The sequence below is a fragment of the Undibacterium sp. TC9W genome (assembly GCF_049339865.1).
Classification (GTDB): Bacteria; Pseudomonadota; Gammaproteobacteria; order Burkholderiales; family Burkholderiaceae_D; genus Undibacterium.
This window is the reverse complement of record NZ_JBMPPJ010000016.1, coordinates 68679-85705: the sequence shown is the minus strand read 5'-3', so window position 1 is coordinate 85705 and position 17027 is coordinate 68679. Positions and strand designations below refer to the sequence as shown.

18 protein-coding genes are annotated in these 17027 nt (G+C 49.9%); 3 read left to right on the top strand and 15 right to left on the bottom strand.

The window, feature by feature from the left end:
• Nucleotides 1–70: 70 nt before the first annotated feature.
• Nucleotides 71–523, bottom strand: a complete 453-nt coding sequence (locus ACO0LN_RS21070; RefSeq protein ID WP_422977143.1) for a hypothetical protein — start codon at nucleotides 521–523, stop codon at nucleotides 71–73.
• Nucleotides 524–893: 370 nt separating this feature from the next.
• On the opposite strand from ACO0LN_RS21070, the gene ACO0LN_RS21065 reads away from it, so the two are divergent.
• Nucleotides 894–1022, top strand: coding sequence for a hypothetical protein (locus ACO0LN_RS21065; RefSeq protein WP_422977141.1), 129 nt, complete (start codon nucleotides 894–896; stop codon nucleotides 1020–1022).
• A 382-nt stretch (nucleotides 1023–1404) separates the two neighbouring features.
• Here the strand turns inward: ACO0LN_RS21065 and ACO0LN_RS21060 are convergent, their stop codons facing one another.
• Both ACO0LN_RS21060 and ACO0LN_RS21055 read right to left on the bottom strand, forming a co-directional pair.
• Nucleotides 1405–2379: an MBL fold metallo-hydrolase gene (locus ACO0LN_RS21060; protein WP_422977139.1), complete on the bottom strand. Its 975-nt coding sequence runs from the start codon at nucleotides 2377–2379 to the stop codon at nucleotides 1405–1407.
• Nucleotides 2380–2654: 275 nt separating this feature from the next.
• Nucleotides 2655–4271, bottom strand: coding sequence for a hypothetical protein (locus ACO0LN_RS21055; RefSeq protein WP_422977137.1), 1617 nt, complete (start codon nucleotides 4269–4271; stop codon nucleotides 2655–2657).
• Between the two features lie 248 nt (nucleotides 4272–4519).
• Between ACO0LN_RS21055 and ACO0LN_RS21050 the strand changes: the two genes are divergently transcribed.
• Nucleotides 4520–5320 carry an alpha/beta hydrolase gene (locus ACO0LN_RS21050; protein WP_422977135.1) on the top strand — a complete coding sequence of 267 codons (801 nt, stop codon included), beginning with the start codon at nucleotides 4520–4522 and terminating at the stop codon, nucleotides 5318–5320.
• A 10-nt stretch (nucleotides 5321–5330) separates the two neighbouring features.
• Here the strand turns inward: ACO0LN_RS21050 and ACO0LN_RS21045 are convergent, their stop codons facing one another.
• Nucleotides 5331–5972, bottom strand: a complete 642-nt coding sequence (locus ACO0LN_RS21045; protein WP_422977133.1) for a c-type cytochrome — start codon at nucleotides 5970–5972, stop codon at nucleotides 5331–5333.
• 570 nt (nucleotides 5973–6542) lie between these two features.
• Between ACO0LN_RS21045 and infA the strand changes: the two genes are divergently transcribed.
• Nucleotides 6543–6806: a translation initiation factor IF-1 gene (gene infA / locus ACO0LN_RS21040; protein ID WP_162039515.1), complete on the top strand. Its 264-nt coding sequence runs from the start codon at nucleotides 6543–6545 to the stop codon at nucleotides 6804–6806.
• A 292-nt stretch (nucleotides 6807–7098) separates the two neighbouring features.
• On the opposite strand, the gene ACO0LN_RS21035 is transcribed toward infA, so the two are convergent.
• Genes ACO0LN_RS21035 through dctP form a run of 11 tightly spaced genes read right to left on the bottom strand, consistent with a single transcriptional unit; the run spans nucleotide 7099 to nucleotide 16841 of the window.
• Nucleotides 7099–7731 (bottom strand): carboxymuconolactone decarboxylase family protein, encoded by a 633-nt coding sequence (locus tag ACO0LN_RS21035; RefSeq protein ID WP_422977131.1) that lies wholly within the window; start codon nucleotides 7729–7731, stop codon nucleotides 7099–7101.
• A 42-nt stretch (nucleotides 7732–7773) separates the two neighbouring features.
• Complete coding sequence (locus tag ACO0LN_RS21030) at nucleotides 7774–8709, bottom strand: ACP S-malonyltransferase (RefSeq protein ID WP_422977129.1); 936 nt, start codon at nucleotides 8707–8709, stop codon at nucleotides 7774–7776.
• Nucleotides 8702–9625, bottom strand: a complete 924-nt coding sequence (gene mdcB / locus ACO0LN_RS21025; RefSeq protein WP_422977127.1) for a triphosphoribosyl-dephospho-CoA synthase MdcB — start codon at nucleotides 9623–9625, stop codon at nucleotides 8702–8704. Before mdcB ends, ACO0LN_RS21030 begins: the two co-directional genes overlap by 8 nt.
• The gene (mdcG, locus tag ACO0LN_RS21020; RefSeq protein ID WP_422977125.1) at nucleotides 9619–10311 is read right to left on the bottom strand and encodes a malonate decarboxylase holo-[acyl-carrier-protein] synthase; all 693 of its coding nucleotides are present in this window, start codon (nucleotides 10309–10311) and stop codon (nucleotides 9619–9621) included. Before mdcG ends, mdcB begins: the two co-directional genes overlap by 7 nt.
• 3 nt (nucleotides 10312–10314) lie before the next feature.
• The gene (gene mdcE, locus ACO0LN_RS21015) at nucleotides 10315–11028 is read right to left on the bottom strand and encodes a biotin-independent malonate decarboxylase subunit gamma (protein WP_422977123.1); all 714 of its coding nucleotides are present in this window, start codon (nucleotides 11026–11028) and stop codon (nucleotides 10315–10317) included.
• A complete protein-coding gene (locus ACO0LN_RS21010; protein WP_422977121.1) occupies nucleotides 11021–11920 on the bottom strand; it encodes a biotin-independent malonate decarboxylase subunit beta in 900 nt (299 codons plus the stop codon). Before ACO0LN_RS21010 ends, mdcE begins: the two co-directional genes overlap by 8 nt.
• On the bottom strand, nucleotides 11917–12231 hold the full coding sequence (gene mdcC, locus ACO0LN_RS21005) for a malonate decarboxylase acyl carrier protein (protein ID WP_422977119.1): 315 nt from the start codon (nucleotides 12229–12231) through the stop codon (nucleotides 11917–11919). Before mdcC ends, ACO0LN_RS21010 begins: the two co-directional genes overlap by 4 nt.
• A gap of 11 nt (nucleotides 12232–12242) precedes the next feature.
• The gene (mdcA, locus tag ACO0LN_RS21000) at nucleotides 12243–13907 is read right to left on the bottom strand and encodes a malonate decarboxylase subunit alpha (protein ID WP_422977117.1); all 1665 of its coding nucleotides are present in this window, start codon (nucleotides 13905–13907) and stop codon (nucleotides 12243–12245) included.
• Nucleotides 13907–15256, bottom strand: coding sequence for a TRAP transporter large permease (locus tag ACO0LN_RS20995; protein WP_422977115.1), 1350 nt, complete (start codon nucleotides 15254–15256; stop codon nucleotides 13907–13909). Before ACO0LN_RS20995 ends, mdcA begins: the two co-directional genes overlap by 1 nt.
• Nucleotides 15253–15816 (bottom strand): TRAP transporter small permease, encoded by a 564-nt coding sequence (locus ACO0LN_RS20990; protein WP_422977113.1) that lies wholly within the window; start codon nucleotides 15814–15816, stop codon nucleotides 15253–15255. Before ACO0LN_RS20990 ends, ACO0LN_RS20995 begins: the two co-directional genes overlap by 4 nt.
• Nucleotides 15813–16841, bottom strand: a complete 1029-nt coding sequence (dctP, locus tag ACO0LN_RS20985; RefSeq protein ID WP_422977111.1) for a TRAP transporter substrate-binding protein DctP — start codon at nucleotides 16839–16841, stop codon at nucleotides 15813–15815. The genes ACO0LN_RS20990 and dctP overlap by 4 nt, the downstream gene beginning before the upstream one ends.
• Nucleotides 16842–17027: the final 186 nt, after the last annotated feature.

Sequence of the window (17027 nt, the reverse complement as noted above, 5' to 3'; positions counted from 1 at the left end):
TTGTTTTCAAAAATGCCTAACTGGCACTTTGATTTGTAATTATGGGATTTAATAAATCAAAGGACGCGGATCACTTCGCAAGCATTTCAAGGATCACGATGATGAGACTTGCAGAACATGAAATAGTTCTATGTGTTTGACCACCGCCTCCCTTTGGTTCATCAAACCTCGTTGCTGTAAATCGGCGCAAATTAAAGAACTTACCTGTCGCAAAATTCACCGCGCCAGCAAATTTCCACAAAATCAAATCTGCTGCGCAAAAGCCAATGATGACTTGCATACCCGCATCAGAGAGAGCTCGAATCAATTTCATCGCTCCTTTCAGTTCTTCTATGTCTGAAAGCTCTCTACGTGGTTCAGTATCACTAACAAAAACTAAATAAATGGAATCAGTTATGGCACGAGAAAGTATGCTTGCTATTTGAAGAGGGCGATCTGTCACAACCAAATCACTTAGACTTACAATTGCTGTCAAACTAATCTTGCTGGATGATTTCGCAACACAATAGTCTGCAACCTGCACCATCAACTCGTAATATCCGTTCGCATAACCGAAGCTCTCGGTCTCAGGCTTATTACGAATTCAGATGCAACACACCGCAAATTCTTATTGTACTCAGAAATGTTTTGTCTTCATTGGCATCTGGGATCTGTGCAAATCTGGCTAATTCAATACGAATATTTACCATCACTAAACTTGTTGCAAAATAAGCACACTCCATTCACCAAAACTAGTTGATCAAGCTGAGTCTTCTATTGTGATTATATTGGCATTAATTTATTATTAATTTTATTGCTTTATTTTTTTACAATTACTTCATAAATCATTCCCTAATTTCCCTGAAGGGAACGTTTGCCTTTGCCTCCATCCCTCAACCCAGAAGGACAAGGAAATGCGTGCTGCACAAATCAGGCGTCATCTTGGTGTGATGCATCAGCCTAAGGCTTTACCAGTGACGGCGACTCAGAAGGGCTTGGTGGGTGGGGTGAATTTGTTGTCGGCTGAATCTATCAGCCCTTAGCCTGATCCCAATCACAGAACCAGAAGCCGCCGCTTAACCTGGAATCTTCTCCGCGTGATTATCTGACTTTTATCTCGTCCATCGATGCGGAGATTGAGCATTGCCTGTAGGTGCAATACCTGTATGCGGCTTATTTGCTGGGTGGGCCGCAGGTGCCTGAGGTGTACTGTGGGTGCGTAACTGGCAAGAGGTGATACGGGGTATTGCCAAAGAAGAGATGGGGCGTTTGATTTCTGTGCAGAATTCTTTGCGGCTGATTGGTGCGTGGCATCCCTGGAGAACTGGGCTTAGACTGCCAATTACAGTTTAAACACTCACCAATGTCAGCCTTGCCTATTGCAAATAATCGGATGATGGCCTGCCCGCGCAGGCCATTCATTACTTAAGGCATCAAGGTGAAATTGACTGGCACCCATTGATAGCCATTGCCAGCTTTTTTCAATCGTCCCATGCCAGGGAACTGCATGTGTGATGCAGCTACGATGACACCATCTTTTGCTGCCTGTGTGAATACTTTCTGACGCGTGGCTGAAGCTGCTTTGGCATGGCTGTCAAAAGTCACTGTCACCTCAGGCTTGTCGAGTTGCACCGAGGCGACGTGGATCAAATCACCCACTACCAGCATTTTTTCACCATTGCTTTCCAGCAGATAAGAGGTGTGGCCGGCGGTGTGGCCTTGTGTGGAGTGCGCAGTAAGGCCGGGCAATAATTCACCGTCAGCACTAAATGTTTGCAGCTTGTTGGCTGCTTTATAGGGATTGAGCGAAGCCATCGCTCCTTCAAAAAAAGACTTCGCATCTGCCGGTGCCTGCTCCATGTTTTTCTGGCTCAACCAGTAATCTGCCTCAGCCTGATGTACGTGGATAATCGCGTTACCAAAAGCCATGGCACCATTAACCATCAAACCACCGACATGATCGGGGTGCAAATGGGTGAGGTAGATGTCATCTATCTGTGATGGCTCATAACCTGATGCCCTGAGGTTGGCAATCAGCTTGCCAAGGCTGGGGCCAAACAGGTTGCTGGTACCGGCATCGATCAATATGAGCCTGCTACCGGTATTGACGAGGTAGGCATTCACTGAAGTTTCCAGCGGTGCCTGCAAAAATGATTTTGCCAGTGCATCTTTGGTTTTTTGCTCAGGCTCCATCAATATTTTTTCTACCGGAAGTTTGACGGTGCCGTCACTGAGTGCTGTCACTTCAAATGCGCCCAGCATGGTGCGGTAATACGCAGGGGCGGATGTTTTTACCATCGGTGCAGCAGAATAAGCAGCGCCGCTGCTCATGCCAAAAGCGCCAGCAATGGACAGATATAAAGCTGCGCGGGCCAGGGTGTGTAAAGTGTTCTTGATCATGTTCTCTTCCTCCAGGCTATTCGCCATTTGTTGTTAATACCTTGTTGGTGGAAGAGATTTTATTGCTTTGCAAAAATCGATACAATTACCTTCACTGCAAACCATCTTTGCGTATTTCGCAAATTATTGCAAGCATGCCATAGTTATCGCAATGCTGTTTTTTTGAGGTATATGCCGTCAGGTCGCGATGCTTATCGCGCACCCGCATAACGCATTTGAACAGACAAAAAAATAAAATAAAATACTGAAATTAGGTACTCCTGATTCCATCATCACTATTTATTTCCCTTCAAAATCTGTTGCATTGCCTCATCAAAATGTGCATTTATTTCTTTCACTTGTGCCATTTCCATTGATTCAGCTTTCCAAGCGTAAATGATATCTCTCTCGTGTTGAACAGGCTTCCAATTAAGTACCTGATTAAGTTGTGCATACCCATCACCCACGCAAAATGTAATCCATTCTTTTCTTTGCTTAGCCATCATGATGTGCAACTGAGCTAATTCAAGAAAACCAGCAGAAGCACCTTTCGATAAATAATCCCGGGATACACTGACCTGGTCTCTCAATTCTAAAAAATGCAAGTTGCATTCACGGTCAAGTTCACGCTTGTGCTCTGGCACCGTATTCTCATACTCAGTGAAATAGCTTCGCGCGATAGTGTTCATGCCATTAATGTCTTTTCCACTATTCGCCAACTTTTCCCACACGCGTGTATTGCCGTCCTCTTCCAGGTCTCTGATCAACTCAAATGCATTGCGTATATTTTTACTTTTCTCTGAACGATAAAGCGCAACCAGATACTTAAGCTCATCATTGGACAACTCTTTGTCAATTTTTTTTAACAAGGATTCAGAATCATCGAAGAGCTTTACCATAGCCTGAAGGCGTTCGCGATCCATATTGGTGAGCTGAGACAATACTTTTTGAAAACGTTTTTTCCACGTTTTATTCGCTACATTTCTTTGATCACTAGGCATAGACAATGGTTGAGAAAGCAACAACACATACGCTAAAGCCTGTCGATTTGTAGCGGAATATTTTTCCTTATTGCTATACTGCGCCATTAAAAAAAAAGGACTATTCAACTTGTATTCACGCAATAGATTTGCACGGGTTGCGTTTGCCAAAGCGGGGTCGAATTCCAATAGAGGTATCACTCGCAAATCAGTACGCTTCTTGAGTGCATCTTCTATATAAAGCTTAACGGCATTTTTTTGTTCTTTATCCAGCTTCACCGCGATCTTTTCCGCTTCGTCACAACTGCTACTGAGAAAACTATGGCATGAAATTGAATAAAGGCCATAGGACCTCACCAAATCTGGTTCTGTTCCTATACCTTCACGATAAAACTTAGCCAGTGTATATACCTCGGAACCACTCATTTGCTCAAAAGCTAGCATCGCATAGGTGAAGGCTTTAGAGTTATCGACAGGTATATATTTTTCATCTGAAAACAAGCCGGCTAACCTTATTGACGACGATGCATGTCCACGACTGGACGCCTCTTCAAACAGGGTGATTCCCTTGACCGCATCTCGATCTACACCAGAAATTGCATCTCCGTATAAATATCGACGCGCTTTTTCTGCGATTGCGGGAGGATAGTGATTATTAAAAGCTCTTTCAAATATCCGATTTGCAAGAACTTCATCGCGTAAGGTCTGATTTTTTGGGTGGGCCAATGTCGTGGCCAGCATCATCATGGCCTCAGAATTCCCTTTCTCAGCCAACGGCTTCAGAATATCCAGCGCAATTTCTTCATCGGCATAACGCAAGGCTTGACGCGCTTTGAGGATAAGTTGTGCATCAGTCTCAACAGCGTGTGCAGGTGAAACAATGTGACAACTCAAAGCAGCTATAAGAATCAAATAAGCAAGTTTCTTGTTCATGGAAAAAATCTGGATGCGCACTACAACTCCCGAAAAAATATGGGCAGACTATTGCCTTGAAAAATCGTTCAAAATTTGATGCACTCATTTTTTTAGAAAAAAAGGGGCACACTCACAGTATATTAACTTAACAATTTTCCATGATAAGATTCTCTAAATTTTATACTGGAGACAACATGCATGCGAGAAAATCAAACTGGTTCTTGACCGCGCTTATCATTGGTGCCAGCACTCAACTCGCAGCGTGCATGCATATCGATATAACCGACAAGCAATACATCCGCCCGGATAGTTCAACGGGTTACAAGCTCAAACAAAAATTGACGCAGGACGATATACAGAAAATCAATCCGGCAGCACAGCTCAGGGATGAAACTGTGATCGCCACTGACCAGACCAGGCTGGAAGGTGCCGCGTTCCGGCAAGATGGCAGTAAAGTCACGGTGCTGTATTTTGGTGGCAACCTCTCACATGTTGAAGACTCCTTGCCTTACATGTTGAAAAACATAGGTGCCTGCAATGTCAACCTGGTGAGCTTTGATTATCGCGGGTATGGTCGTACAACAGGCGTGCCCGACATACAGAACCTACAGGCAGATGCCTTGAAAATTTACGATGCCGTGCGTGCCAGCACCACAGGCAAGCTGGTGGTGCATGGGCATTCCATGGGCAGCTTTGCGACTGGCTTTATTGCGGAGCAGCGCCAGCCTGATGGCATCGTCCTGGAAACCACGGCCAGCAATGTCAGGGATATGGTATCGCTCTCGACGCCGTGGTATGCCAAGCCTTTTGTCAGCGTGAATATCCAGGACAGTTTGCAACAGGTAGATAACATCAGGGCGATGTCACACTACCAGGGGCCAACACTGGTACTGACGGCAGAAAAAGACAAGCAGACCCCGGCAGAACTTGGGCAGAAGGTGTACGAGGCAATTCCGTCCAAAGCCAAGCGCCAGTTGTACATCAAGGATGCAGGGCACACCGGGTTGTTGCGGCGTAGCGAAGTCCAAAAAGCCTATTGCGAATACATGCAGCAAGTGAGTTTGTAAAACCGGATATTTATTTCAAACTCGATAAATAAGCGGCCAGTGCCTGTATCTCAACCTCTTTCAGGCCTGCGGTGCTGGCGCTCATGGGTTCATAGATACGTTCACCTGTTCTGTCTCTATAGCGCTTGATGGATTTTTTGAGGTAGTCAATTTGCTGGCCTGCCAGTCTTGGCGTGGTTTCATTGCCATGCGCATGTTCGGCATGACACATGCTGCAGCGTGCAGTATAAATCGCCTGTCCGGTCAATGAAGTTTCTTTGCCTGCAGGCTCGACTGCCTTGCTCGAATAGAACAGGGCGACATTGATGCGCTCTTCTTCGGTCAACAGCTTCATCAGGCCTTCCATGAATTTTTCCTGGCGCTGGCCGCGTGAAAATTTATCTATCTGCGTCAAAAGATAGCTGGAATTTTGTCCTGCCAGGTTAGGTACGTCACCCTTGACGCTGCTGCCATTGACACCATGACAGACTTCGCAAAAGAAAGTGACTCTCTTTGCGGCGTTGATCGAGGCACTGGTCGCTGCATTATCTGCAAGCACTTTCTTCATGCGTGCGTCCAGCGGCGATACCTGGGACCAGGCCGGCACCATCACCGACAATGTGAATAATGCAAAAAACAAGCGGCAGACTGAGCGTATGCTAAAGGCCAACATTGCCTCCGGAGACATGAAGTGGGAGCGGCTTTGCCAAGTCTGGCAAGCCCCATATAAATATTTTATAAGCCTGTTTGTGTTGAAAATGACAAACACATGTGAAATTGATTTGCATCAATGGCCGGGCGAATCTGGCTTTGAGAGCAATTTGTCATTAAAATGAGGCTAAATCTTGAATCTGACTGGTAATTTATCGACAAATCGCGGGAGAAGTATGGCATTCAGGGTATAATCCTATTGCAAGAGAATTCTTACTTCCGATAAATCGAAGTTTTTCTGACAAGAGCGCTGAAACTAGCGTTTCAGGCAGTCTGCTACAGACGTGCTTTAGTTTTTAAGCTCACTGGCCTTGAGCGCAATCTTCTGGCTGTTATCCAAGTACTGTGTTGATGTGATGGCAAAGCCATCTGTGCACAGCCTCTTTCAACACTCACACCCTTTTCGTCTCACGGCATCAGACGATCAACAGTGAGTTCACCGTAATCCCTTGCAGATGATTATGTGATTGTCTGCCATCAGTGACGCAGTCTGTGTACAGGTGTCACGACCTACTATAAAGATGATAAAACCATGGCAAAAGAAGAACTGTTGGAAATGAATGGTCAAGTTGAAGAAGTGCTGCCCGATTCACGTTTCCGTGTGAACCTGGAAAACGGCCACAAACTGATCGCTTACACGTCCGGCAAAATGCGTCAGCATCACATACGCATACTGGCCGGTGACAAGGTGACACTGGAATTGTCTCCTTATGATTTGAGCAAGGGCAGAATCACATTCCGCCATATTGAAACACGCGGACCATCAGGTGGTGGTCAGCAGCGTCGTCGTTACTGATCGCGGCTATCGTAGCTGCAGCAAATACAGCAGATGTAAAAAAATGGGGCATTGGCCCCTTTTTTTTGTCTGGAGAAAAGTCGTAGAGTGCGCCGTGCGCACCATCTCCTTATCAAAAATCTCAAAAAATGCGTGTATTCATACATGTATTCATGCGCGTATTCATGCGTTAAAGTCTGTCTGAGAAAAATGGTGCGCATGGCGCACCCCACCAGATGCAGGCCGCGTCTCTGATTTTTTCAAACGCTGACAAGACTTGTGAAGCCTTGCCAGGCCTGAAGACAATACCAAATCACTCAGGAAAGCGTACCAGCTTCTTGCCATCCTTGGGTATCTGATACTGCGCTACATTCATCTGCATGGCCAACAAAGTGTAATAGGCATTGATGCCTGTCAGATCTACGATTCCCTTTTTACCAAAACGCTTCTCAGCACGTTCATAGGTGCGGTCGGACACGCGCTTGTTCTTGTGTAATTCCATGGAAAAGTCATAGACGATTTCTTCATCGTCTGTCATGCCAGTCGGGCGTCTGCCATCGGCAATCGCGGCGGTCACTTCTGCTTTGATGCCGGCCTTGAGAGCGATTGGATGATGTACATACCATTCATAATCCTGCGACCATTCTCTTGCGGTGATCAATATCACCAGTTCACTGAGTGTGGTGCCGAGTGCAGACTGATAACGCAGATAATCACCCATGGCACGCGCCTGACTCATGACTTGCGGGCTATGCATCAAGGGCTCGAAGGGTCCAAAGACAGGCACCTTGCGCGTAGTCAGGAATTCTTCAGCCGCTTTCTTCTGCTCTTCTGTGTATTGAGATGGAGGTATCGTGGGAAGGCGTTCGGCAGCCTGGGCCAGGGTGTTGATGGTCATGGTGAGTACGAAAGGAATGAGAATATTGCTCAGTGTAATACGTTTCATGATGTCTCCTGTATGTGTTGCTCTGGTTTGGGTTAGTGAAAATCAACTCTCGTTCTGGCGTCGCACCCAATGGACTACACCTTCGAGGCTTCGGAAATCTGCGATGGAGCGGCAAGCTATTTGTGGATGACGGGTCTGCAGCATTTTGGATAAGGCCGAGCCTGGGCCCAGTTCCAGCGCATGGCTGATACCGCTTTCAGCCATTGCATCCATACAGGCATGCCATTGTATGGTCTGGGTCAGTTGTGCCAGGAGGCTGCTGCGTATGGTCGCTGGTTCCGTGACTTTTTCGGCGTTGAAACCTGCCAATACAGGAATCTCAGTTTCATGCGCGGGAGTGTCATTCAGCGCTTGCGCAAAGCCAGGTACAGCAGCCTGCATCAGTGGAGTATGCGAAGCGATATGCACAGCTATTTCTGTGTATGTAATATCCTGTCCAGGTAGCTTGGCAATTTCTGGAATGACCGCGCTGATCTGGTCTGCCAGACCAGCGATGATGGCCTTGTTGTCAGCCGTGATGATGGCGACGTGCAGCTCATGGCTGGCAACGAATTGCTGTATGTCGGTGATGGCGACACCAGATACAGCCAGCATACCTTGCGGTGTATACACGCAAGCTTGCATCAAAGCCGCACGGGTAGTAGCGAGTTGCAGGACAGCTTGCACATCCATGCTGCCACTGACTGCATGCGCAGAAATTTCACCTATGCTGTATCCGGCGACCAGGTCTGGCGTGGGTAAATTATCGCGTAGCGCCAGCCAGTTGGCCAGTGTGGAAGCGACGATCAAAGGCTGGGCATAGCGGTTTTTAAATAGCAGATCATGTGATGAAAGTGCTTCTGCGAGCGTGTGTTGTTCTATCTTATGGCTCAACACATCTTGCACAAAACTCGCCGCCTTTGTATCTTGCCTGGCCAGCACAAACATATCCGCAGACTGCGCACCCTGCCCTGGACATAGCAGGGCGAACTTATTCATGTAGCCTCATTACTAAAAATTTTTCCAGGCAGTGATGCACAAAGCAAGTTGCTGCCAGCATATCTGCTGCGCCTCCTGGCGACAGCCTGCGTGAGATGAATTCTCGATGACAGTTTTCTGCAATGATCAACCATTGCGGATTAGCTGTGCCACCCTGATCCAGAAATTTTTGTGCCGTATCTTTGGCATAAGCTATTCCTGCTATGCCGCCGCGATGATAGAGATTGGTGTCACTGATATGTGCCATCAGAGTAAAGAAGCAATCGACTTGTGCCAGATGCAGACTGCGGACCTCTCGCAGGCTTTGCTGCAAACGTGGCAGTGCAAGTTCAAAGATGGAAGGGAAACCCAAGGCCGCCTCTTCCCTGGCACCGCTGGCAGCATATCGTTTTGCAGCCTGCAAGCCATGACTCAGATGCTGTGTATCTTCTGGAGCACTATGCGCAGTCAATGTCTGCCCCCATTGCGCGATGAGAGCCTGCCGTAAAGTCACAGCCGTCATTACGCCGTCACGCGACAAACAATATCCAGCCGCTGCACTGAGCATGCCCAGGGCAAAGATGGCACCTCTATGTGTATTGATGCCTCTGGTCGCTTTCAACATGCGCTGTTCTGCTGCGATACCTAAATTTTTTAATATGTGGAATTCAGCACCAGCGGCACCAGCAAGTGCAATGTCTCTGAAATAATGGCGCAGAGAAAACAGGCTGCGCATGAAGCAGGCAGCATCCATATCAACATGACTGCCATTGTCACGCAGGGAAACCAGACCAGGTTTGGGATACAAGACCAGTTCTGCATACAGACTGCGCACTGCGAGTATGGCGATTTGCTGCGCACTATGTTTTCTTTGAGGTGAAGCTGTCGGCGACTGAACTGAACACAGTTCAGTATGAACATGCGCTTGCGCTAGCATGGCAATTCACCCTCAGCCAACAGTTCAAGCAGGTTTTGCCGCGTGCGCAGGCTGACGCCACGCATGCATTTCACCATCACGCGCTGCTGATTAAAATCCTGCCCGGGATGAGCGGGCTGTATCCATTCTTTCCAAGCCACCGCGGCCTCTCCAGGAAAAACAATCTCCCCATCCATTGGTAATGTTTGCAGACACTCTTGCAGCAAAGCCAGCCCAGCACGCAATTGCGACTGGTGATAAGGGCGGAACAGGATGTCGATATCTGAAGTCGCGCTCAGATAATCTTGCCCCGTCAAAAACTGCATGGCGACCGAGCCATACACACGTAGCTTGATACCCGCCATCAGGGCTTGTTGATGCAGGCTTTGCAAGCCTGCCTGCCATGTATGCGGCACAACAGCGATGACAGTATGCAAGGACAGGGCAGACTGATGAATGGCGATATGCTCAGCTTTTACTATCGCGGCATAGCGCGGCTTGTTGCCATTCACAGGTGGGAGCGGGAAACCTATGCAAACTTCATCGTCTGCAGCATCAGGATGACGGCGTGTGACTACTGCGGGCCATTCTTCTTGCTGCCATTGCCTGAGCAGGTCTGGTGCGCCAAAAGACTGCAAGACAGCCAGCCATGCTTCGTCAGCAAGCCAGACCAGATCATGTCTTTGATATTGCGCGATACTATCCATACCTTATTGTACTTGTGCTGCCTGAGATAGAACAGCTTCTACCACCTGCTGTGACTTGCGGCGACCGCCACGCTGTTGACCCAGTTCACTGCGTCTGTCAGTTGCATCGGCCTGCAACAGGGCATCGCGCAAGCACTGTGCCAGATCGCCCTCCCATATCGCCTGCACCCCACCCATGCGTTCATAGTTTTTAGGGCCGGGGGCGAATACGGGATTATGCAGCGCCAGTGCAGTCAGCTTTTCTTCTGCTACCTTGGTAATGCGTGCCATCGCTGGCAAGCCCATGACGCGTATGGTCGCTTCTGGCAAGGCATAACAGGCATCGGCCATCATGCCACTGGTGATGAAGCCACCGGACAAAGCCTGGTCATAGACCAACGCAATGATCTTGTGGCCAGACTGTCTGGCCAACTCCAGGCATTTACCCAGATGTGCCATATAGCTGTTAATGCCCAGCATTTCATCTCTGTGGCGCAGGCGCTGTCCTTGGGTATCGACCAGCAGCAATATCGGCCTTTGCGGATAATCACGCACTGTCGCCAGCACTGCCCTGGCCTGTGCCAGCGCAATCTCCACGCCTATGGGTGTGTGGCCGCTGGTGCCGATGACGCTGATGCTCTGTCCGTCGATAGCGGCTGTGCCACAAATAAAATCATCAACGATAGTGACTTCATGACCTTGCGGGAATAATTGTGCAAGCAATTGCATGCTATCCATGTTGGCGCTCCGTCTGCCTGATGCTGGCGCTCAGTTGCAAGAATGCCTGTGTATCGAGCATGGCAATATCCTCAGGATGTTCTACACCCATGGCAGCCCAGATGTCCATGGGTTCAGTCATGCCACCAAAATCTTGCAGGCGTGCTGTCAGCATTTTTTGCTCTTCTTCCAGTGCAGCAAGACTGAGAGCTACTTCATTTTGTGCGCTATCCTGCATGGCTTGCACTATCGCTGCCTTGAATGCGGCATCATCATCGGCCACCAGCATTTGGCAATCACCGAGCAGGTAACGGTGCTTGCCGCCAGTGGTGCGCCATACCAGCGCTCTGTCGCGTGAATCAAACTCTTCTACACCGTTTGCGGTTTCTATGACTTCAGGGCCGGACATGGCCAATCTTGCCTCTTCCGACATGATGATGACATTCGCGCAGCGTGAAACGATGCCCATGCCACCAAAACAGCCATTGCTGCCACCGATGACGACGATGACGGGTATGCCTGCCGCACGTACAGCCAGCAAGGCGCGCATGACTTCAGACACGGCAATCAGGCCTGCATTGGCCTCATGCAGACGCACGCCGCCGGACTCTGCCAGCAGGATCAGTGCCTGTGGTTTGTGGATGACAGCAGCGCGCATGAGGCCCACCAGCTTGGCTCCATGCACTTCACCCACTGCGCCGCCCATGAAGCCGCCTTCCTGCACTGCGACATAGGCTTGCCTGCCATCGATAGTGCCGCGACCGATGACGACGCCATCATCAAATGACACAGGTGCATTGAGTTGCGGCAGATGCGGGCTGGTCCACTCTTTTGCAGGTGGCAGGAATTCTGTGAAATCGCTGATCAATGCGGCCAATCTTTGCCTGGCTGTTGCTTCCAGATAGCTGCTCATTTGGCTTGCTCCAGACAGGCTTCTATGGCCTGATCCATGCGCAGACTGACAACGGCGGGAGTAGCGCCCATGTCGTTGATGGCAATGCGGCAATCGGCCAGTTGCCAGCGCTGGTTAAAGTCATGCATGACTGCTTGCCAGATCGCACCAAAGCCAGTGGCAGCCGTGCTGATTTCTATCTCGCAGGCTGACTGCAAATCCAGCGACTGCACCAGCACTTCCAGATTACCCGAGCTGACCACGCCTACCAGTTGCGCCGCAGATCCCAGCTTGCGTTGCCCTTGCTCAAAACGATATACCAAAGTTTCCATGATGTAGATCCTTACCAGTTCCTGAAGCGCTTGGGCGGTTGATATAAACCACCCGATGCGCGTACCAGGTCTTTCATATTCTTTGCGGCCAGCAAATCACGTGTGGCCATGCGCTTGTCTATACCCAGGTCTTCTGCGCGTTTGATGATGCCACGGTCACGCAGGTTTTCTACCATGCGTTTGTCGCGTGCCAGGCCGACTGGCGTGTAACCTGCGACACCGCGTATCGCTTGTTCGCGCTCTTCTTCACTGCGACATAAAAGAAGATTGGCGATACCTTCTTCAGTCAGTATATGGGTGACATCATCACCATAAATCATGACCGGTGGTATCGCCATCTTCGCTTGTTCTGCCAGTTGCCAGGCATCGAGTTTTTCGACAAAGGCGGGTTGCATGTGCTCGCGGAAAGTCTCTACCATCTGCACCACCAGTTTTTGCCCGCGCGGTATCTGGTTGCTACCTGCACGTGCTTCGCGCCCTGCTTTTAGCCAAGCCGGACTGGCATGACGACGGCCACGTGCATCTGCCCCCATATTCGGTGCACCACCGAAACCGGCGATGCGGCCCAGGGTGGCGGTCGATGAATTACCCTGCAAATCGATTTGCAGGGTGGAGCCTATGAACATGTCGCAGGCATAATGCCCTGCAGCTTGCGAGAGTGCGCGGTTGCTGCGCATGCTGCCGTCAGCACCGACAAAGAAGACATCTGGCCGTGCACGGATATAGTCTTCCATGCCCAGTTCAGAACCGAAAGAATGCACAGACTCAACAAAGCCCGCTTCTATCGCGGGGATCAGGGCCGGATGCGGGTTCAACGCCCAGTGGCTGGCGATCTTGCCTTTCAGGCCCAGCGATGCTGCATAGGTGGGCAAGAGCAATTCTATGGCGGCAGTATCAAAGCCTATACCGTGGTTGAGACGCTTGACTTCATATTCTGCATAGATGCCCTTGATGGCCATCATCGCCATCAAGACCTGTATCTCGGAGATCAAGGCCGGGTCACGGGTGAACAGCGGTTCTAAGTAATGCGGCGTCGGTGCCTGCACGACAAAATCTACCCAGCCAGCGGGGATATCAACACGCGGCAAGACATCGACGATCTCGTTGACCTGGGCAATCACAATGCCGGATTTAAATGCCGTAGCTTCGACTATCGTTGGCGTATCTTCAGTATTGGGGCCGGTATATAAATTGCCTGCGCGGTCTGCCGATTGCGCAGCCACCAGGGCGACACGCGGTGTCAGGTCAACGAAATAGCGTGCATACAACTCCAGGTAGGTATGGATGGCACCGATATTCAATTTTCCTGCCGAGGCCAGCTTGGCCAGGCGTGCTGCCTGCGGGCCGGAGAAAGAAAAATCCAGCTTGCTGGCGATGCCCTTGTCAAATACATCCAGATGTTCAGGCAGGGCCAACACGGAAAGCAGCATGTGCAAATCATGCACGCGTGCCGCATCCAGTCTGGTCAGTGCCTTGGCCAAAAAATCTGCCTGCTTCTGGTTATTCCCTTCCAGGCAAACCCGGTCGCCTGTTTCCAGTACCGCATGCAGGCAGTCGCCTATGCGCTGCTGCGGAAATAGTTTGCCCTGCAAATCATTGCCCAACACTGCAGCTGCCCTTTGCAGGCGCTGCTGGCGGTTGGTTTGCAGGGTATTCCAGCGACCTGCTGCGGTCATTATTTTGCTCCCATCAAGGCGTCAGGAAATGCGGTGGCGATGTGCGGGAATACGCACAGTAAAATCACGGCCACCAGCATCAGTAACAGAAAAGGCATGACACCCCAGACGATATCCTTCAAGGGTATATCCGGCGCGATATTCTTGATAACAAAAATATTCAAGCCCACCGGTGGATGGATCAGACCCATCTCCATGACGATGGTCATGACCACGCCAAACCAGATCAGATCAAAGCCTGCTACCTTCAATGGCGGCAGAATGATGGGGCACATCATCAGGATAATCGAGACTGGTGGCAGGAAGAATCCAAATACCACCACCATCAGTAAGATCACTGTCAGCAGCATCCATTTACTCAGGTGCAAATCGACCACCCATTGCGCGGCCGACTGGCTGATATGCAGGTAACTCATGACATAAGAATACAGCAGCGACATACCGATGATGAACAGCAGCATCGTTGATTCTTTAATCGTCGAGGTGATGAAGGGTGAGATATCTTTTGGCCGCCATACGCCATACACAATCGCAATCAATACCATCGCCAGCAAGGCACCCAGGCCTGCTGTTTCTGAAGGCGTGGCATACCCGCCATACAGGGCCACCATGACACCGATGAGCAGGATAACGAAGGGCAGCACACGCGGCAGCATTTCTACTTTTTGCGCGAGTGTGAAATGTTCTTCTTCCAGATAGGCTGATTTGGCACCGCTCTGTTCATACGCTTTGTAAGCAACTGCATACTCACGGCGCGCCCTGTAGACAGCATAGCCGGAAAACAAAATCACCAGCAAAACACCCGGGCCTATGCCAGCCAGAAACAAACGTCCCAATGACTGTTCTGCCGCAACTGCGTACAGGATCATGGTAATCGATGGCGGCAGCAAGATTCCTAATGTACCACCAGCAGCGATGATGCCTGCTGCAAAGCCAGGCGAATAACCACGCCTGCGCATTTCTGGTATGCCAGCCGAGCCGATCGCGGAACAGGTCGCAGGTGACGAACCTGCCATTGCCGCAAACATGGCGCAGGCGAAGACATTGGCGATACCCAGGCCACCCGGCACCTTGTGCAACCACGCATGGATGGCAGAATACAGGTCACGCCCGGCAGGTGATTTGCCTATCGCTGCGCCCTTTAAAATGAACAGCGGTATCGACAGCAAGGTGATCGATGCCATTTCTTCATAGACGTTCTGGGTAATGGTATCGAGTGAAGCGGCGGGCATGAAAAAGTACATGAAGCCAGTGGCCACTACGCCCAGAGCAAAGGCGATGGGCATGCCGGAAAACATCACGACCAGGGTCACGATGCCATATAAAACACCAAGGGTAAGCGGACTCATGCTGGCCTCCCTTTGCTGCTTGTATTGGTGGCGGCAGCCAGTATCTGTACCAGTATTTGCAGTGACAACAGGGTCATGCCTGTTGCCATCATGGCATAGGGTATCCACAAGGGCGGTGCGAATGTCGAAGAAGTCGTTTGGCCATCAACCCAGGCTTCATGGAACAGCGTCCACGATTTCCAGGAAAAGAAAAGGCAAAACGTCGCACTGATGATATCCACCAGCAACAGGCGAAAGCGATTGACTGCCGGTGGCAAGATGGATGACAAGACCTCTATGCCTATGTGACCACGATAAGACTGCACGTAAGCCGCAGAAAAGAAAGTCACTCCTATCAGCATGAAGACTGAGGCTTCATCCTGCCAGTCGGTTGGTATCTTGAACAGATAACGTGTGACGACAGAATAAGTGAGGATGAAGGCCGTCAGCAACATGGCAAACATGGAGATGCGCACGATAACTTTGTTCACCCATTCCAGTACTTTTGCCAGCCGCGCAACGAAGGGATGGTCTGGAACAGGCGGCCCTTTAGGAGCGGCTATTTCAAAGCCATGGCTCATAATAATTTCTCCGCCAGTTTCAGCAATTTGGCGCAGTTTTCACTTTTGTCGGCATAATCTTTCCAGGCCGTGGTGCGGGCGATTGCCTGCCACTTCTTGACGGTGGTAGCGTTCAGGTCAACGACCTTGGCACCTTTCTTTTCATAGACAGTGGCAACAGCAATATCATCTTGTTTCGCAGCCTTGATGGCGAAAGCTTCGAGTTCTGCACCCACGGTCATGATGGTGTTTTGCTGGTCTTTGCTCAGCTTGTCAAAAATCGCTTTTGACATCATCAGGGGTTCAAACATATACCAGTAACTTTGACCACGGCCACTGGTCAGGAATTTGGACACTTCTTCGAGGCGGAAAGAAATCAGCGAAGTCGATGAAGTCATGGCGGCTTCCATCGCCCCCGTCTGCATGGCGGCATAGATTTCGTTTGACGGCAGCGATACTACGGCAGCACCAGCGGCTTTCAATACCAGATCGACTTCACGTGAACCGCCGCGTATCTTCATGCCCTTGACATCATCAGGATCAACCACCGCCTTGGTACGCGATGCCACGCCGCCAGCCTGCCAGATCCAGCTGACCACCACGATGCCCTTGTCGAGCAGGAGCTTATTGAGTTCCTTGCCGACTTCGGCATTCTTCCATGCGGCTCCAACTTCATAAGATGGCACCAGGCCGGGCATGAGGCCGATATTCACTTCTGGCACTTCACCACCGGCATACGACAAAGGTACCAGGGACAGATCCAACGCCCCCTTGCGCATGGATGAGAATTGCGCATTGGTTTTCATCAGTGAAGAGCCGGGATAGATTTCAAACTTCAGGCTGCCATTGCTGCGCTTTTGTACTTCTGCTGCAAACATGCGGCACAGACGGTCGCGAAAGTCGCCCTCTTCCAGCGTGCCGCCAGGAAATTGATGCGAAATTTTCAACGTTGCATTTTGTGCCCATGCAGTCAATGGCGACCATGCCGCCGCCAACGGTGCCAGACTTAAAGCTTGCAAGACTGTTCTTCTCTTCAGTTGCGACATGATTGCTCCTAAGGTTTTATAGATGAGACATCTCTTTTTGACAAGGTTTTGCCCTGCCTATGATCTTTGCATATCCCGCGAAAAACACTGCTTTGTATGCTTTATTAAAATTCTTGTATACAAGATCGACTATTTTGCATTCAAAGTCAACTTGAATATATACTAGACTTACAAATTATTCAGATG